16 protein-coding genes are annotated in these 15,716 nt (G+C 47.5%); 9 read left to right on the top strand and 7 right to left on the bottom strand.

Translation table 11 applies throughout. The features are described 5' to 3' along the window. Positions 1 to 316 precede the first annotated feature (316 nt). Positions 317 to 1,066, top strand: a complete 750-nt coding sequence (locus VHE34_RS06425) for an HNH endonuclease (protein WP_325585859.1) — start codon at positions 317 to 319, stop codon at positions 1,064 to 1,066. 81 nt (positions 1,067 to 1,147) lie between these two features. Here the strand turns inward: VHE34_RS06425 and VHE34_RS06430 are convergent, their stop codons facing one another. Further along, complete coding sequence (locus VHE34_RS06430) at positions 1,148 to 1,657, bottom strand: hypothetical protein (RefSeq protein WP_325585861.1); 510 nt, start codon at positions 1,655 to 1,657, stop codon at positions 1,148 to 1,150. 178 nt (positions 1,658 to 1,835) lie between these two features. On the opposite strand from VHE34_RS06430, the gene VHE34_RS06435 reads away from it, so the two are divergent. From VHE34_RS06435 to VHE34_RS06445, 3 genes are all read left to right on the top strand, one after another. Further along, positions 1,836 to 2,372, top strand: a complete 537-nt coding sequence (locus tag VHE34_RS06435) for a hypothetical protein (protein WP_325585864.1) — start codon at positions 1,836 to 1,838, stop codon at positions 2,370 to 2,372. Between the two features lie 33 nt (positions 2,373 to 2,405). Beyond that, on the top strand, positions 2,406 to 3,032 hold the full coding sequence (locus tag VHE34_RS06440) for a hypothetical protein (RefSeq protein ID WP_325585866.1): 627 nt from the start codon (positions 2,406 to 2,408) through the stop codon (positions 3,030 to 3,032). A 151-nt stretch (positions 3,033 to 3,183) separates the two neighbouring features. Beyond that, the gene (locus VHE34_RS06445; RefSeq protein ID WP_325585868.1) at positions 3,184 to 3,747 is read left to right on the top strand and encodes a hypothetical protein; all 564 of its coding nucleotides are present in this window, start codon (positions 3,184 to 3,186) and stop codon (positions 3,745 to 3,747) included. Positions 3,748 to 4,091: 344 nt separating this feature from the next. On the opposite strand, the gene VHE34_RS06450 is transcribed toward VHE34_RS06445, so the two are convergent. Genes VHE34_RS06450 through VHE34_RS06460 form a run of 3 tightly spaced genes read right to left on the bottom strand, consistent with a single transcriptional unit; the run spans position 4,092 to position 5,595 of the window. After that, positions 4,092 to 4,574 carry a hypothetical protein gene (locus tag VHE34_RS06450; protein ID WP_325585870.1) on the bottom strand — a complete coding sequence of 161 codons (483 nt, stop codon included), beginning with the start codon at positions 4,572 to 4,574 and terminating at the stop codon, positions 4,092 to 4,094. 17 nt (positions 4,575 to 4,591) lie between these two features. Then, the gene (locus VHE34_RS06455; RefSeq protein WP_325585872.1) at positions 4,592 to 5,014 is read right to left on the bottom strand and encodes a helix-turn-helix transcriptional regulator; all 423 of its coding nucleotides are present in this window, start codon (positions 5,012 to 5,014) and stop codon (positions 4,592 to 4,594) included. An 11-nt stretch (positions 5,015 to 5,025) separates the two neighbouring features. Then, positions 5,026 to 5,595: a hypothetical protein gene (locus VHE34_RS06460; RefSeq protein ID WP_325585874.1), complete on the bottom strand. Its 570-nt coding sequence runs from the start codon at positions 5,593 to 5,595 to the stop codon at positions 5,026 to 5,028. A gap of 151 nt (positions 5,596 to 5,746) precedes the next feature. On the opposite strand from VHE34_RS06460, the gene VHE34_RS06465 reads away from it, so the two are divergent. From VHE34_RS06465 to VHE34_RS06475, 3 genes are read left to right on the top strand one after another with little or no spacing between them, the layout of a single operon-like run. Beyond that, complete coding sequence (locus VHE34_RS06465) at positions 5,747 to 6,349, top strand: restriction endonuclease subunit S (RefSeq protein ID WP_325585876.1); 603 nt, start codon at positions 5,747 to 5,749, stop codon at positions 6,347 to 6,349. Continuing rightward, positions 6,333 to 7,727 carry an HsdM family class I SAM-dependent methyltransferase gene (locus VHE34_RS06470; protein WP_325585878.1) on the top strand — a complete coding sequence of 465 codons (1,395 nt, stop codon included), beginning with the start codon at positions 6,333 to 6,335 and terminating at the stop codon, positions 7,725 to 7,727. The genes VHE34_RS06465 and VHE34_RS06470 overlap by 17 nt, the downstream gene beginning before the upstream one ends. A gap of 21 nt (positions 7,728 to 7,748) precedes the next feature. Then, positions 7,749 to 8,153 carry a hypothetical protein gene (locus VHE34_RS06475; RefSeq protein WP_325585881.1) on the top strand — a complete coding sequence of 135 codons (405 nt, stop codon included), beginning with the start codon at positions 7,749 to 7,751 and terminating at the stop codon, positions 8,151 to 8,153. Positions 8,154 to 8,226: 73 nt separating this feature from the next. Here the strand turns inward: VHE34_RS06475 and VHE34_RS06480 are convergent, their stop codons facing one another. Both VHE34_RS06480 and VHE34_RS06485 read right to left on the bottom strand, forming a co-directional pair. Beyond that, positions 8,227 to 9,087 (bottom strand): FRG domain-containing protein, encoded by an 861-nt coding sequence (locus VHE34_RS06480; RefSeq protein WP_325585883.1) that lies wholly within the window; start codon positions 9,085 to 9,087, stop codon positions 8,227 to 8,229. Positions 9,088 to 9,227: 140 nt separating this feature from the next. After that, entirely contained in the window at positions 9,228 to 10,526 is a 1,299-nt protein-coding gene (locus VHE34_RS06485; RefSeq protein WP_325585885.1) for a site-specific integrase, read from the bottom strand. 450 nt (positions 10,527 to 10,976) lie between these two features. On the opposite strand from VHE34_RS06485, the gene VHE34_RS06490 reads away from it, so the two are divergent. After that, positions 10,977 to 12,140, top strand: coding sequence for a site-specific integrase (locus VHE34_RS06490; protein WP_325585887.1), 1,164 nt, complete (start codon positions 10,977 to 10,979; stop codon positions 12,138 to 12,140). Positions 12,141 to 12,210: 70 nt separating this feature from the next. Here the strand turns inward: VHE34_RS06490 and VHE34_RS06495 are convergent, their stop codons facing one another. Then, on the bottom strand, positions 12,211 to 13,758 hold the full coding sequence (locus tag VHE34_RS06495) for a Fic family protein (RefSeq protein ID WP_325585889.1): 1,548 nt from the start codon (positions 13,756 to 13,758) through the stop codon (positions 12,211 to 12,213). Between the two features lie 326 nt (positions 13,759 to 14,084). Between VHE34_RS06495 and VHE34_RS06500 the strand changes: the two genes are divergently transcribed. Then, positions 14,085 to 15,338: an ATP-binding protein gene (locus tag VHE34_RS06500; protein WP_325585891.1), complete on the top strand. Its 1,254-nt coding sequence runs from the start codon at positions 14,085 to 14,087 to the stop codon at positions 15,336 to 15,338. Positions 15,339 to 15,716 lie beyond the last annotated feature (378 nt).

Consider the following 15,716-nt stretch of genomic DNA (forward strand, 5'->3'; position numbering starts at 1 on the left):
CAGGCCGAAGCACTGAAGCTTTATCCACAAACGGCGAACGGAAATCCTTCCAAAATTGAAGAGAGCCGGTTAGTGGATAAAATATTTGAAAAACCAGAAAACTCTAATTGAGGGTGGCCCAGTTTTAGGGGGAGCTTACACGTGGAGCTCGCCAAGAAATACATCGATGAAGTTATTGAATTAGTATTTGAGTCAATGGAGACGAAAACTAGGAAAGAGTTCAAAAACATTATTTATCGCCCTGATTTTGAAGTTGAATACGAAGACGGAGTTTTAATTCCCAAAGGTTTAGTATATAAAAACTGAGCATTCTAAAATGAAGCTTATTGCCAACCTCAACGAACTTGTTCAAAATATTGAAGTAGTCGAAAAATACTTAATTGAAGGGACGCCATCCGAAATGGAGGTAACTCGTAGGCTTATACAAAAGGGTATTTGCTTTGTGGCTTATACTGTCGGGAAAGAAATGCGTTTTGCACCAAGCAGGTTTGTTGGTTATCAAGGTAATTCCCTGAAAAAACACACTTCGTCTAAAGACAAAGATGGCCGAGAAACTAACAAGGCGATCAACAAACTTTTAGAGCCCGACCCAGTCCCCAACGAACGCCTAGAGCGACTTTATCTCAGCTATTGCCACAGTTTGGGCATTTCTCCAGGTAAGGCCGGCGCCTATGGCGCACCCAGAAAATACTGGACGTTGCCGCTTAGGACTGATTTTATAGGTAATCAAGACTTGGACGGAGAGTTTCCGGAGGGAAAAGTTGTCGAGCGACTGCACAAAATGCGAGAACGAAATCCCACCGTAGTCAAGATAGCCAAGGCGAGGTTCAAAGCGATCCATGGTAAGCTTTTTTGCCAGGCCTGTCAATTTGATTTTGAAGAAAAATATGGCAATATCGGAGCCGATTTCGTCGAGGGGCATCACAGTGTACCAGTGAGCGAATTGCAGCCAAATCATAAAACCAAGCCGGAGGACATAATACTTCTTTGCTCCAATTGCCACCGAATGATACACAAAAAACGGCCTTGGATCGGAAAGGATGAGCTCCAAACCCTCTTGAAATAAGCGTCTAAGGTTTTCTCCATCGTTGATACATATTCACAACAAATTAATTATCAACGATTAGTCGGATAAAAAAAGGTTCCTCTACAACACGTCCGTTCTCCTGAAATCAAAATGCTCAAAGTTCTGGGTGTCTATCAGCACCCCATCCTCCCGGGTAGCACACTCGTAGGTCAGTGCCGAATATTCATCCGGATAGTCCGCCCGGACCCCATCGTAAAGAATGTACTCATAATCCATTCGAATTATCTCTTGGACGAACCGCGGGTTTTGCTGATTCAGCTTGCGCGCATCGCCCATGATAAATTGCAGATTCCGGCCATTTTTGAAGGCCAAAGGAATTATACTAGACTCTTCTACTCCCTGGGTATGCCTGATCTTGCAATCGTACAGTTTCCCATGCTCCAACAAGAAGAACGGAACCTTCAATTCCGCCAACTCGTCAAATTCAGAATACTTCCCTGCTTCCCCAACAATGGGATTCTCGTCCGAATCAAGCGACCATTTATGGTCGCAATCCGGACAGACAAAGACAACGCCATCGAAATAGGCATTTTCCATCTCACATGCGGGACAAACAACGGTATCTTGCATCTATTGGTGGTTTTGAATTTAAACAAATACTACGAATTCGAAAGTTACGAACATCTCCAACGTCACGCCCAAACATTACATAAAAACACCTACATGCAGCTCATTTCAGGTGTTTTCACGGTTGCCTGAAATACCGACACATCGTATCTTGAATATCACGAAATAACCCCTCCCCAAAATGAACTTCTTAAAAACAGTCCGCCTCCGGAAGCCCGCCAGGCAACTCGCCGATATGGACGTCCCCGACACGGTATGGAAACAGGATTTTGACATAGCTGACCGATATCAGGCATTCGCCAACGAGATCCTCCGCATCTCCCTTTTAGGCATCGCCGGCCATGTCTTTCTCATCAGGGAAGTCCTGACCAGCAATCATCGCAGTTGCCATACACTCCTACGCGAAAACAAACTCCCGATCGGCGCTGCAGCAGTAAGCCTCGTACTCGCTGCAGCACTCGTATTAGCGCATCGCTTCTTCTCCACCGCCTGTCTATACCACCAGGTGCTAATCGTACGCAGCCTCAAACGCATTGGTAGCCCCAATTGGACCGAAGCGGAAAAAACTATAGAAAAGGCTTTTTTAGGTCAGACAAGGAAAGAACAACAAGACGATCATCGGATAAGTAGACTCCTGCTCATCTCATCCGCCCTTCTCTTCGCCACCGGCTTTGCGTGCGTCATTTTTGTCTCCATTCGCGCCTTCCAATTTGCATGACAATATGATAAATGATCAAATAACAAATAATTCATGAAACCTACGTTTGTCCTTATAACAACATTGGCCATCCTTTCAACCACCGCGATCGCCCAAACTCCCCGCCACATCGCCCTAAAACGCGCCAAACTCAACACCGAGGTCGCCGAAGTCACCGACGCCACCGCCGACCTTGCCCTGCAAGTCGCCAGCTATCTATTTAGCTCAAAGGAATTCCAGGACACCCTCGCTAAACTCAACTTCCAATACCCCAACCACTGCGACGGATGCGGCAAAGGCCCCGACCGTCCCGAACGAATCCCCGGCACAACCATCCTCAACGACCTCTTCAAGCGCCCCGAAGTCGCCCTCACCCTCAACCTCAAAACAATGGGTCGCCGTCCCCGCAAAAACCATTGTTACGGCCTAGGCGCAACCTGTCCGAATACCGATCTAATCACCTCTTACTACTTAAACATCGACTGTGATATGGGCGAAGACTTCCCCTTCCCCTACGGCTACGGCGTTCATCTCTGTCATGAATACATGCACAATATAGGCTACTGTCACACCGACCACGACGACGACGTCGCCGAAGACGTCGGCTGGATCGCATATTATTACATCAAAAAATGGTACCAAGAACACCGCAAGGGTCTGCCCGGGATCGCCGCTCAATAGCACTGATACCCCTCCCGCCTATGCACCTCAGTACAAACACCCGGACTACTATAACTAGCACCGTCTAGAGAAACAATCACGAAAATCATCTCATTCATAAAAATCAAGATTCTAAAAACAAATTCTCCCTCAAAACAGATCACATCGCCAAATGAACGATCCCAAAAGACCCCGCCGAAACTACGGCTTCCTCATCCTCGACAAACTCATCACCCACGAGCACATCGTCGAAGAACCCCACTCGCTGACCCTTTTCGAACTCGCCGCCGAATGCCGCCGCAAACAAAAAATGACCAAAACACAGCTTCGCGAATTCTGCCGCTGGAAGTCCGTTCGCTCTGCCCATTGGGCGCTGGAGAATACCAATAAAGATATTACTGAGGCTTTTGTTCACTGCCTCGCCATCCGAAATCCGCGCCTTAAGCTCCATGTACTCACGGCCCTCAAAGGAGTGAATATCCCAACCGCCTCCGCTATCCTCATGTTCCTGAATAGGAAACGCTATGGCGTCATTGATACCCGGGTCTGGCAACTGCTGTACGACTTCCACCTCATGGACCACAATCCGAATGGTGTCAATTTCAACCTCGACGATTGGGACCAATACCTTTCAATTCTCCGACACTATGCCAAAAAGCATAAACAACCCGTCCGCGATATCGAACTCCAGCTATTCCTTCGGCATCGTGACGCTTTCCCCATCCTCCGAAGCTAAGGTCGCAGGCACCAATATACCTTGCCCAGCGATTAAACCGTCCGTTTTCTGAGCATCCGCGAAAGCTGTCCAAGGCCCCACCCCGCGGTCCTTTCCTTGGCCCTCATGTACAGCTCCGTTCTCACGTCGCGCAGGAAGGCCCTCACAAAAGTAGCAAAACCCGTCGCGCCGGCCATAATTTGACAACCAAGCTCCCGCCGTCGGAATGCCTTCGGTGCGAAATACTTCCAGCCGCACATTTCCCTATTTTACGAGCCAGGATGATAGTCGACCTTGGTATATGGATGCATGGCAGAATTGGTGGGAACAGAAGAATGTGTAAGACCAAACTCGAGAAAGGTGGCTCAAGAAGCCGGCGTTGCATCCGCCTTTTGTGCGGTTTGTACGTCGAACATTCGAGGGAAAAAATGTCGGGCGACATTCGCCGGATCGACGATATAGGGTAAATTCTCCTGCAACACCGTTCCCGATAGTTGTTTCGCAAGGAGTGCCCGACCATGGGAGATCGACAGGCCTACAATATTTGAAATAGTCACCGGTGGCAGTTTAAGCTCTCCCCTCTCAAAAATAAACCGCTGTAAATTTGGGATCTCAAATACGTTCTGTACGGTAAAATCAACCAGGATAGGTTCACGCTCTTCTGCGAAATGATAGTAAAATCTAAGTGCAAAACTCACAAGTCCTTCGTCTATCGCAAAGCTAAGATTCTGCCCAATTTCAATCAATATTGTTCTTGAAGAATCAAGCAACAGATCCTCACGGATTTGAAAAGAGATTTCTTTTATGCGTTTGATACCTATTGTCGGAATGGTAGCTTGATCTGTCATCACTTTTAATTGTTGAATTATTGTGCTTTCCCCATAGGATAAGGGCTTTCCACCCCCTCTGCCTTGACAAAGGGAGGAAAAGAAATCACCTTAGCCTGGTTGACCTGAAAGGGTGCACCCATCAATGGTTGGCTGTATTTGTATTCCGGAAATGAAATCAATGAAACATCCAGGGCCTTGGAGATATTGTAGATAGTTTCCAATGTCAGATTTTCTTTGCCCTTCACAATCTTGCTCACCTGTTGCGGAGATACATTCAATAATTCCGCGAGCCGAGACTGACTGAAATCCTTCTTATCTTCTATCGCAGCAAGAATCCGAAGCGCGATCTCCGAAGAATAGGAAAGCCATTTGTTCGTCCGTCTGAATATCGCATCCTCGTGCCAGCCACTCTCGTTACCCTTGGCAAGTTCCTGCATCCTTGACCGTTGTTTGCTCATATTTATTGTTTTTAGATCGCTTCCAAACCTTCTTTGGAAAAGATGCCCTCGCTTTCCAGAAATGCCTTCACCCGCTTCAGATTAGCAATCTCCTTATCAAAGGTCGCCCCCGACATTGTTCTCGTAAGTTTAATGACGCCCCCTGTGATCACAAAGCTGCCGTCCTCCAACTCGATCGCATAAACTCTCAACATCGAATCTACCATCTCCGGTCTCGCCTTTCTAAATTGCTCCCCACTCCAGTCCAGAGAATAAATATTGTTGTGAAGCGGTTTAAAAAGATCTCTGAAGGACATCCCCTCATACCCTGGCTGCTTCGTTTCGATCGCATATAACTGATCTTCAAACCATTCGCGCTCCCTGAGGACTTGCTTGATCGCTTGGTCGATCGTTATTCCTTTCCAAAATGGATTTGCCAGATCTGCGGCATTGGCCTTAAAAAATTCCAACAAATATTGCGGATCAGCCCATTTGTCGAAAAGGACCTGAAAAATATCCACCGGTCTCCCAGATATCTTGTCTTCCGGGTAGCATACTGAATACAGCGAACCATACTCCACAAAAATAGCAAAAAAATCCATCCTTTCAACTTATAGGTTACAAACTTAGGGAATCTTTCTGATTTGCTAACCCCGCAAAAACTACGGCATTATACGCCAGAATAACTAACCGGGACTATTTAGGTAACGGATAGCTCGAAAAGCAATTATTATTACTACCTTTGTTTTCTGTATGCACAATGGAGAAATGTATATATTAATAAAGGAGTGTGCCGAAATACGAACCGGTCAAACTTTTAAAAACTCACCGCAGCAATCCCCGGAAGGAGATCTTAGGGTCATTCAGCCCCGAGATCTTGAGGAAGGAAGGCTGATTCAGCCTGTCCGGGTAGTGAGCTCCGGGATTCCGGCGCTGCAAAATCACTTGCTGAAGCCCGGTGAGATTCTCATCGCAAACAAGGGGACCAAACTTGGGACCTTCCTGTATAAGGGGGAACCGGCAAGGGCCATTGCCACGGCTTCATTTTTCGTCCTGTCACCCAAACCGTTGATCCTACCTTCCTATCTCAACTGGTATTTGAACCAGCCGCCCGCAAGAGCATATTTCGCACAGCGCTCTTCTGGAAGCACCATTCCATCCATCACTAAGTCAGTAATCAACGAGCTGGCAATTCCAATCCTGCCTCTTGCTCAACAGCGGCACATCGATGCGGTACTAAAGGAATCCATACACGAACAGGCACTGCTCCAATTATTGGCCGAATGCAAAAGAAAATTCTGTAACAGCTATATATGGGAACAAATCATCGCAGAAGCGCATGAAACAAAAAATTGAACAGCTCATCCACGCAACCCGCCTGGCATTCCTGTCATCCACTTTTGACAAGAGCCGATTTTATGATCTCACCCTATCCCTTGTCGCTTGGAAGGTCTTCTCAACCCAAACAGCCAAGACAGGGTGGAATTACAATATCGACGTCGTCTCGCCAGGCGCAGCTTACGATTTTGATCGGGTCATGCGGCACATCGGTGAACCTGACCATAAAGAAAGGGCCAGCCGGTCGCTACAGGCCTGGGAGGCAGCCAACCAAGCCACACTTGCCGAACTAATTGCCGTCGAACCCGATCTGATCCAGGGCATCCCGCAATCAGCCTGGAATCTTATTTGCGTTTCATGGACCGATCTTTTTGCCACTCAACAATCGGAAAATATAACTTTGAAAGCTCTCATGGTCTCCGTTATGGACGGCCTTGAGCTCTCCCTTTCCGACGATCGGATCATCTTCGAGAATTACGCGCCCCAAGAATTGGTCGGGCTAATGGTCGATCTGTTAAGCAGCAGTCCCGGCTCGAGCTTGTATGATCCATATGCTTGGTCCGGATCCTTTCTTTCAGCGGCCGCTCAACATTTGCGGGGCCTCTCCCACATCAGAGGCTTTGCCGCGGCTGGACTACCTTGGAAACTGGCAAAGCTCCGGCTATTGCTCCTCTCCACCACCGCAGAGCTTCGCATCGAGAAAGGCCTCGACCATTATAAACTATCAGATGAAGCGCGATTCGACCTCATCCTCATGAATCCCCCTTACGGCCGGCGGGAAAATTCTCAGGCGGTCTCCACGGAACCCGGTCCCTGGTCTCATCTCGCCGGTTCATCCAATCGCATTGACCTTGCGTTGGTATGCCATAGCCTAAACCGGTTGTCCCCGACAGGATCTGCTGCCATCCTTCTGCCGGGCATCTTCCTTTCCGGTCAGGGCGCCCTTCTTGAATTCCGTTGCCGGGTGATACAAAACAACCTCCTGGACGCCGTCATTACCTTACCCTCTGGCGTATTTCCGCAGACAGGAGTTTCCACCAACATTTTAGTATTCAATAAAAAGAGAGCCACTGATAAAGTGTTTATGCTGGACGCCAGCCACTTAGTGCAGAAATCGATAAATCAAGTTGTGTTGGACGAGGCTGCCATCCACCGGTATCTCATCCGCTACCGAGAGGGAACCCTTACTCCGGATGAACATTGTCTCTTGGTTTCAAACAACCATATTACGAAGATGGGTCACGATCTTAAATTCTCCACCTACGTCCCGTCCGAGCAACAATTGATCAATCCCTTTCCCTCGTCCGTCAGTCTGTTCGAAGAGTCCAGCCGCCTTTTTGCAGAATACCAGCAGACACAAGAAAAAATAAAACAGCTGACCCAAAGTAAAAAGTGAAGCATTACAATCCATCGCCACATGGGCCGGATAAAAATTAAAGATATCGAAGGGAGTGAAGCCGATGTGCGGAAGCTTTTTCAGAAAAGTGGCTGCAGCCTTGCCCATTACCTGAAAATTGATGACCGGAAAAAAATTCATGTCGTCTGGCTATGGATCTTTCTGGCAGCCTTTTTCATCGACGCTTCCTGCGTATGGACAAATATCTTCTCCCCCGAATGGCAAAAGGTCGCGGTCCTTGGGTTATTTCTGCTTCCCAGCCTTCTCGCTGTACTGGTGCACTTTAATTATCGCAATTGGGCATTGACCACTATCGTCGCCTTCAGTGGTCTCATCCTGATCCTTATTGCCACGGATACTTATTCGCCGGGAGAAGTAGCGCGCCGGATCGGCCACGCGGCAGAAAAGAAGTTGGAGACCAAGTAATAGTATGGCAAGCCGGATAGAGGGCAGGGTTCTATTCGCATATAGAAAAGCATCGCAGAGGCAATACAGAATGTTAGCAAAAGCTATTTCGCAAAGCCAAACACTCTGCCTGGATTTCATTGATGAAGGGATCCTCGTAGAGGTACAGCGCTTCACCATACCACTCGCGGGCCGCTAGGTCAAGTCTTAACTGTGCCTTTACAGGTGCGGGAATTATCCATTTCTCCATAACCGGGATGTCCGAATCCATCGTTTCATTATACGGCAGGATGATGTCAGCTTGCTTATCCAACCCTTGCAAACAACGATCGTAGGGCTGTAGGGTAAATTTTCCATATTGGGTGAGTCGGCGCCCTTCCGCCAGGGTGCCCTCGCGATCGCGATTCGCATCGAAAGCCGGGTTCAGGAACCAAGTTCCCGTTACATCCGTCGGCGGGACGGCAGCAAAGTCTTGGTATTGCGCACCTCCATCAATTTTTAGATGACTGGGAGGATTGTAGTAGACGTAGAATGCTCCATCGCTCTCGTCATATTGTGGTTGTTCTACTGCAAAGAAAAGCGCTACCTCCGGTTTACCCGACCAGTCGAGTAGCCTCGTCGGTATACGATAGTGCTGTGCTTGAAAATACAAAGACCAATCGTCTTGAAAACCTCTCGGCGGCTGCCAAAAATGGAGTCGATCAAGGCGATCCATCTCTGTCATCCGCTGGCGGAAATGGCTCATAACAGCTGCATCTGCATTCCGAACCGCTTGAACATCGGGTAGCTCGCGAGTGATACCAGGCGTGACCGCCCAGCAGGCGTCTGCCTGCCCACGATAAAATTCCCACCGCATGGGTAATCCCATGAATCCAAGCGGTACTCGACGCAGCCGAATAGCATCTACGATTTGTAGGAATTGCTCCAATGAAGTTATTGCGCCTTGTACCAGCATCTTTTTTGGGCAAAATACATAGGCTGGATCAGGATTCATTAAAAACTCTCAAAAAAAGGTGTTTTCACGGTGTAAACATTAGGTTCCCTCCGTTACCACCAAATCCTAGCGGAGTCAATTCCTAGTGAGATTCGATTTTTTTACGCAGACTGGGAAAGTGGCGACCTGCCTGCCCACAGCTTCCTAATCATCTGTGCCTTTTCGAGATTATCAGCCTTAATATACTTTCTAAAAGCCTTCTCCGTTTTGTGACCACTAATCGCCATGATTAGGGTAATCGGCGTCCCGTCCAGAAACTCATTAGTGCAAAAGGACCGCCGGCAAGTATGAGACATGACCCAATCATGCTTAGCCCGGATATCCTCCATTAATTTATTTGCCCTTTTGAACGAAATTTTGATCTTTTCATTCAATCCTGCCAGCCGGGCCACTTCCTTAATATAAAGATTAAACTCGACATTATTCAGCTGAGGCATCCGCATCATATATTTTTCCAAAATAGCCTTTGCTTCTGGGCGGAGAGGAACTACTACCCTTCCACCAGTTTTCGCCTGCGTGACGAATAACATTCCGTCCCGAAATTCTTCCGGTTTAACCGTAGAATAATCGCTAAATCGGAAACCGGTCAAACAACCGAGGACAAAGGTATCCCTGACCCTTTCGAGCATTTGGTTATGGGTCAAATCAAGTTTGTACATCGACGAAATTTCCTTCCAATTCAAATAGATAGCATCCACATCCTCCTCCATTCCACGAAATGGTGAAAGATCTCGGTAAGGAATAATATTTTTTGCCATCCGGTTTTTCAAAAACGTCTTTAGCCATTTAATCGTCTTGCCAATGCTATTGATGCGCAAACCCTTCACGATGGCCTTCTTTCGAGTAAGGATGTACTCATGAGTGAGGAAGCCCACAAAACCCTGATAAAAATTAAAATCGAAGCTGTCAAAGGTGATTTTTGTAGCCGTATATTTTTCATATACTTTTAGGTGTTCTTTCATCATCCGGATTACGTTGAGGGTGACTTGGGAGACTTCTTTTTTCTTCTCTTCGATGTAATCGTCGATATTGTTATAGACATCCAGATCCCGCTTTTTCTCTTTCATATGCTCAATTTTCCAATTATCGGCCAATGGAAAATTCACTTTTAAGAGATTCATCGGGTCAATCCCATTCTTTTTAGCAGCAGTTACCATATCTTCAGCCTTGCGCAGTTTGTCGCTTAAATAAGCTTCCATCTGCTCTATGTCGCCAAACTGGGGAGGCAGACTCGATGAAATCCTGCATGTTTTTCTATTCCAGTATTGGGGAGGGATGGCCAGGCCTGTACTGCAAACAACTCGCTTGTTGACACTATGACAGTACTGAACAGAAATAAGGCGTGTTCCATCTCCGCGAAGTTTACCTTTCTTGACGATGAGTTTTACGGGCTGTCTCATTTGAAGGAGCTTTTGTTAGTTTAAAATGTTCTACAATAATTCCTATCAACAAGGCCAAAGATAGCGTACAGGCATCCGAAAAGGAGTTACAAAATGCTTAAAATCAGAACCTTAATCGTAATGTAGCGTAAACTAACGCAAAGGAACGAAAGGGAAAAAAGATGCTACATTAACCGTCCGGTCCGCAAGTCACTCAGACAAAGTCGTTTAAACCCGCTTCAGATACAATGCTGACGCGGGTTTTCGCTTTTCGGGCATGTCCAATCGCAATCAATCATGTCCATTCATTCGGTCGCAATTCGGTTAGCAACCGGTCGCAGGTATTTTTGCTAACCGAATAGAGCTGAAACAAGCCACCGGCAAAGGTTTCAGCGGTTTGGGCAAATCGAATTCTTCAGGGGAAAAGAGCTTCAAACAAACATCATTCGGTTAACAAAAGAATTGAATTGTATGGTTACGAAGCACAGCTTTTCGATCCTGGTCTGGATTCTCCGGTACCGCCTGAAAAACGGCAAAGCGCCCCTCTCCATTCGTGTCACAGTCAACGGCGAACGCGCCGAGATTCCCGCTAATCGCGATGTTTCCCCTGCTCTATGGGATTCCAAAGCCCAGCGGATGAAAGGGAATTCCGAGGAAGCTAAGTCGATCAATGCCCACCTCGAGACCATCAAGGGTTCCCTCCGTATGCACGAAAGCCGGCTGATCGCGTTAGGCAAAACCGTGACGGCCGAGTTGCTAAAGAACGAATACCTGGGCCTACGACGAGATCGCCATACCCTATGTACGGCGTTCGAGGTCTATGTTAATAGAGTCACCGAGAAAATGAAGTCCGGCCACAAGGCGCCTGCCACACTCGACAAATACAGCTACACCTTTGATAAGATCAAAGCTTTCCTAAAGCATCAGTACAAAGTATCCGACCTCTACCTGGAAGATATAAAACGTTCCTTCATTCACGACTTCGAGCATTATCTTTTCACGGAGGAGCATTTGCAGAACAATACGGTGATGAAATACCTCCGCCAAACCAAGACGGTTCTCAAAATGGCGGTGGAGATGGGCTGGCTCGCCACCGATCCCACCTCCGGTTACCGTCTGTCATTCGAAGAAAAAGACCCGATGCGATTGGAGATGGAAAAGTTGAATGCCCTGGTCAACAAAGAAATTTCCATCGCACGGCTGGCCGAAGCCCGGGATTGTTATGTCTTCATGTGCTATACGGGCTTCGCGTATGAAGATGCCTTCGGCCTGGGGCCGGAGAACATTTTCGTTGGGATCGATGGGCAGAAATGGATCACGAAAGACCGGCAGAAGACGGATCAAACGGAATGTGTACCGCTACTGCCAATACCCTTGGAGATTATAAACAGGTATCGAGACCATCCCTTTTGTTCGGCTCACGGAAAACTGCTGCCGATCCGCAGCAACCAACGCTTCAACGGGTACTTGAAAGAAATTGCCGCTATTTGCGCGATCGATAAGGAGCTGACCACTCATACGGCCCGACACACATTCGCCACTACAGTCACCCTGGAGAATGATGTGCCCATCGAACCGCCAGCAAAATGCTGGGGCATCGGTCGATCAAAACAACGCAGCGTTATGCCAAAGTGACGCGGAAGAATGATGTAATGGACTTAATACAACAGGCTTTTGCCTCCCAATCAGAGGCAGATGAATAATCTTATTTCTTTGCAGTCAGCGTTCCCTTCATTCCTTTACTGGTTAGATACGCTAAAAACCTAGCAAATGGCTCAATATCCTGCCCCACGCTCGCCTTTTCCAGCGCCTGCATATACTCATCCCGCCGTTCTACAGGAATGATCGTCCAGGGATAACCGCCCGAAGCAAGCATAGCATTCATCAAAAACCGCCCCATGCGGCCATTCCCGTCCATATAAGGATGGATGAAAACAAAGGCAAAGTGCCCAAGTACCGCCCGGACCGCAGCTTCCGGCTCCGATTCCAGGAGTTCAAATAACACCGGCATGACATCCTGCAACCCATCCACATTAATGGGAACATGCTTTGACCCGCCGATATACACCTGATGCGTACGGTAACCAGCCAGGTCTTCCGGATTCAAAATGCCCGCAATAACGCTCGGCTCGAATAGCTGCCGATACCAATTCCCGTGATCCTCATCCGCAACACGCCCCGCATTTTCGCCGGACAATATCTTCCGGACACTCTCCTTTACCTGTTGAAAAGCCTGCCAATAACCTCTGGCCGCCATGGCGTTTCGCTCTTTTTTGTCTTCCTCATATTTATGATGATCCCAATCCCCGCTTGGTGCGCGCTCGATCAGCTCCCGGCTAACCCGGTATCGCTCGATGGACAAGGAATGGTAGGCATCATTTACATAAAGATTGTCCATCGACTGGAGATACGCTTCCTTATCCGCAGGTAGTCCCGGCGCGGGGGGAAAATGAGCAATAACGAGTTCCCGCATTTGATGCCACATCAAACGGAGCCGATTGACATAAGGCGACCGCTCCCCGGCCGGCAAATTGAGATTTAATTTGGTATCGAAAGGATCTTCCTCCCTTACATTATACCCTGCTGCCGACATGGTATACATGATCTGTTGGGCGATACGGTCCCGGCCAATATTTCGGAATGCGCCGGCCAGCCTTCCGGCATACGTAGTATGTCCCTTTGCTAACAACACATGCAACACCTCCGATGCATCCCGGATCATCGCAAGAGCCGTCCAGGCGTCAACGGGATTTTGGGAGAACGTATTAGGCGAGCAAAAGATTAGCGAACCGGGTAAAGTATAGCACCGTATCCCCCGGATAGCTTCTACCACCTCTGCCGGCGGAAACGATGTCTTCAGAACAAACAGGGAAGTATCGTGCAGCATCGGCATATTGTAATTCGATCCCTTTGATGACCGAACCCGCAATTGCTTTGGCACTGACCAATTCCCGGCATGCAGTTGCATCGACAGTTCCGGGGCAACAATCCAATCCCTGCCATACTTTTCATCGAGGAACCGGCCACAGAATTCCCAATAGCTGCTATACCAGGACGTGCTATCGCCAGGTCGCTCATCCGGCCGGCTTGGAGTATACCAGCCCTTCGTTACTTGCTTTAGGTAGCCGGTCTTCACCAGCAATTCCCGGTTGATCCGGTTGATTTCGGTGGATCTTATCGCGACCAGCCCCTTCTCCTGCAAGCCATGTAATTCCTCTAGGGCGTCAGCCACCTTTTCACCCGGAGTTGCCATAGGCGAGAATTTGCGCCTGCCGGACTATTTTTAGGTTTCCGAGTGGGCTATTTTTAGGTTTCCATGCAAAAATACTGAAAATGAGGGAATTAATAAGAAGAAATCCTTTCAAAATCAAGCCATTGATCGGCATCACGATGGCCCTTAAGTCGGTATCAAAATATATCTTATAGCCGAATAAAGACCTCCCAAGTCCCTAAATAGATACGAAATCAGTAGGTATCGAAACCCTAGAACTCAGCATCGCGCGGATTTCCCGCATTCCTGCGATAATTTGGATTCTAAATGTACTTTTTTTGTATATTTATGCGTAAAACCTGCATAAAATGCTAATTTATTTCAAGATAGGCAACTATAAGTCTATAAAAGACCCTATTATACTGAATTTCAATGCCGCCGCAATCAGCGAGCATACCGATACCAATGTTCACGACGACGAAAGCCTGCCGCTTTTGAAATCAATATTACTTTACGGCCCCAACGCCAGCGGCAAATCCAAGATCCTGGACGCCTTTGTATTCTTCAAATGGCTAGTCAATAATTCGGCAACAGAGAAGCAAGGAAATGAGCAGATCGATGTGGAAAGTTTTGAATTAAGCAAGGCTACCGAAAATATGCCTTCCTTTTTCGAGGCATCCTTTATCTTGGATGAGTATAAGTACCGTTATGGTTTCGAAGTCGACAAAGAAAAGGTGCATAAAGAATGGCTGTTGGAATCGAAGGCGACCAAAGAATACCCTGTCTTTCTCCGGATCGGAGACCAATTCGAAATTACCGGCAAACGCTTTCTCAATGCGGAAGGCCTGGAAAAAAGAACCAGGAAAAATGCACTCTTCCTCTCAGTAGCCTCGCAATGGAACGTAAAAAAAGCCGAACAGATCAACGAATGGTTCAGCCGGATCTATACCATCCACGGTATGTCGGATGAGCTTTATAAGAATGTGACCCTTGATTTGCTGAAGGATAAAAATCATGCCGACGAAGTAAAGAGCTTTATCCAAAAAGCGGACCTGGGCATTCAAGGCATAGAGCTGACTAACGTTCCTCTTTATAGAGGTTCAAAAGATTTACCCCGCGAGTTAAGGAACACCTTGATTACAGATGAGTGGCCGGCAGTATTCACTCTGCATCAAAAATTCAATGAGAAAGGAGAAGTCATAGGAAGCGCCCGGTTCCTATTGGAGGACCAGGAATCCGAAGGAACCAAAAAATACTTCAACTTGATCGGCGTATTTATCAAAGCCATTGCAGAAGATAGGATCGTTGTCATCGATGGATTCGATGCCCGATTGCATACGCTGCTCACTAAATCCATCATAAAATTATTCAACTCCTCAAAAACGAAATCGAAAGCGCAGCTATTGGCGGCAAGCCACGATACCGCCTTGCTCGATCGGGGTTTATTGAGGAGAGACCAGATCTACTTCGTTGAGAAAAATCGCTACGGCGCCTCCGAAATGACCTCCCTCGTAGAATACAAGCCGAGAAAAGAAAGCCCATACGATAAGAACTACCTCGAAGGGAAATACGGCGCGATCCCATTTATTGACAGCTTGGAAACATTGATAGCACATGGCTAAGGCAAAAAAGGAGACTTTCAAAGAAATGCTGGCCGATCTGCAAAGCAATGCGGTGGCTGCGGTGAAGCCGGTTGCGACGCTTGAAGAAAGGAAATATTTTCTCATTGTCTGCGAGGGGGAACGGACTGAACCTATCTATTTCGACTACCTACGGAATTTTCTTCCCAGGCATTTGAGGCCGTTTCCAGGGTGTCGACATTGCCGTATTCGGTAGGAAGTTGTTGCAAAATACTCGAAGTCCTGACATTCCAATAGCTTGGCGGAATGGCAATACCTGTACTTATCAGCACCCTTCGCTGAGCGGAATAGCAATATTGTAAGAAGATCATACTGGTGCCGTCTTATACTGAATATCAGCAAATTATTAAATAAAGGTCA

Source organism: Puia sp. (assembly GCF_035546395.1).
In the GTDB taxonomy this organism is placed as follows: Bacteria; Bacteroidota; Bacteroidia; order Chitinophagales; family Chitinophagaceae; genus Puia.

What these genes read in the sequence shown, in the direction of transcription:
- VHE34_RS06485 (WP_325585885.1), bottom strand. Translation starts at nt 10,526, where the DNA reads ATGAGACAGCCCGTAAAACTCATCGTCAAGAAAGGTAAACTTCGCGGA.
- VHE34_RS06445 (WP_325585868.1), top strand. Translation starts at nt 3,184, where the DNA reads ATGAACGATCCCAAAAGACCCCGCCGAAACTACGGCTTCCTCATCCTC.
- VHE34_RS06440 (WP_325585866.1), top strand. Translation starts at nt 2,406, where the DNA reads ATGAAACCTACGTTTGTCCTTATAACAACATTGGCCATCCTTTCAACC.
- VHE34_RS06500 (WP_325585891.1), top strand. Translation starts at nt 14,085, where the DNA reads ATGCTAATTTATTTCAAGATAGGCAACTATAAGTCTATAAAAGACCCT.
- VHE34_RS06495 (WP_325585889.1), bottom strand. Translation starts at nt 13,758, where the DNA reads ATGGCAACTCCGGGTGAAAAGGTGGCTGACGCCCTAGAGGAATTACAT.
- VHE34_RS06455 (WP_325585872.1), bottom strand. Translation starts at nt 5,014, where the DNA reads ATGAGCAAACAACGGTCAAGGATGCAGGAACTTGCCAAGGGTAACGAG.
- VHE34_RS06470 (WP_325585878.1), top strand. Translation starts at nt 6,333, where the DNA reads ATGAAACAAAAAATTGAACAGCTCATCCACGCAACCCGCCTGGCATTC.
- VHE34_RS06425 (WP_325585859.1), top strand. Translation starts at nt 317, where the DNA reads ATGAAGCTTATTGCCAACCTCAACGAACTTGTTCAAAATATTGAAGTA.
- VHE34_RS06480 (WP_325585883.1), bottom strand. Translation starts at nt 9,087, where the DNA reads ATGCTGGTACAAGGCGCAATAACTTCATTGGAGCAATTCCTACAAATC.
- VHE34_RS06465 (WP_325585876.1), top strand. Translation starts at nt 5,747, where the DNA reads ATGCACAATGGAGAAATGTATATATTAATAAAGGAGTGTGCCGAAATA.
- VHE34_RS06490 (WP_325585887.1), top strand. Translation starts at nt 10,977, where the DNA reads ATGGTTACGAAGCACAGCTTTTCGATCCTGGTCTGGATTCTCCGGTAC.
- VHE34_RS06430 (WP_325585861.1), bottom strand. Translation starts at nt 1,657, where the DNA reads ATGCAAGATACCGTTGTTTGTCCCGCATGTGAGATGGAAAATGCCTAT.
- VHE34_RS06475 (WP_325585881.1), top strand. Translation starts at nt 7,749, where the DNA reads ATGGGCCGGATAAAAATTAAAGATATCGAAGGGAGTGAAGCCGATGTG.
- VHE34_RS06460 (WP_325585874.1), bottom strand. Translation starts at nt 5,595, where the DNA reads ATGGATTTTTTTGCTATTTTTGTGGAGTATGGTTCGCTGTATTCAGTA.
- VHE34_RS06450 (WP_325585870.1), bottom strand. Translation starts at nt 4,574, where the DNA reads ATGACAGATCAAGCTACCATTCCGACAATAGGTATCAAACGCATAAAA.
- VHE34_RS06435 (WP_325585864.1), top strand. Translation starts at nt 1,836, where the DNA reads ATGAACTTCTTAAAAACAGTCCGCCTCCGGAAGCCCGCCAGGCAACTC.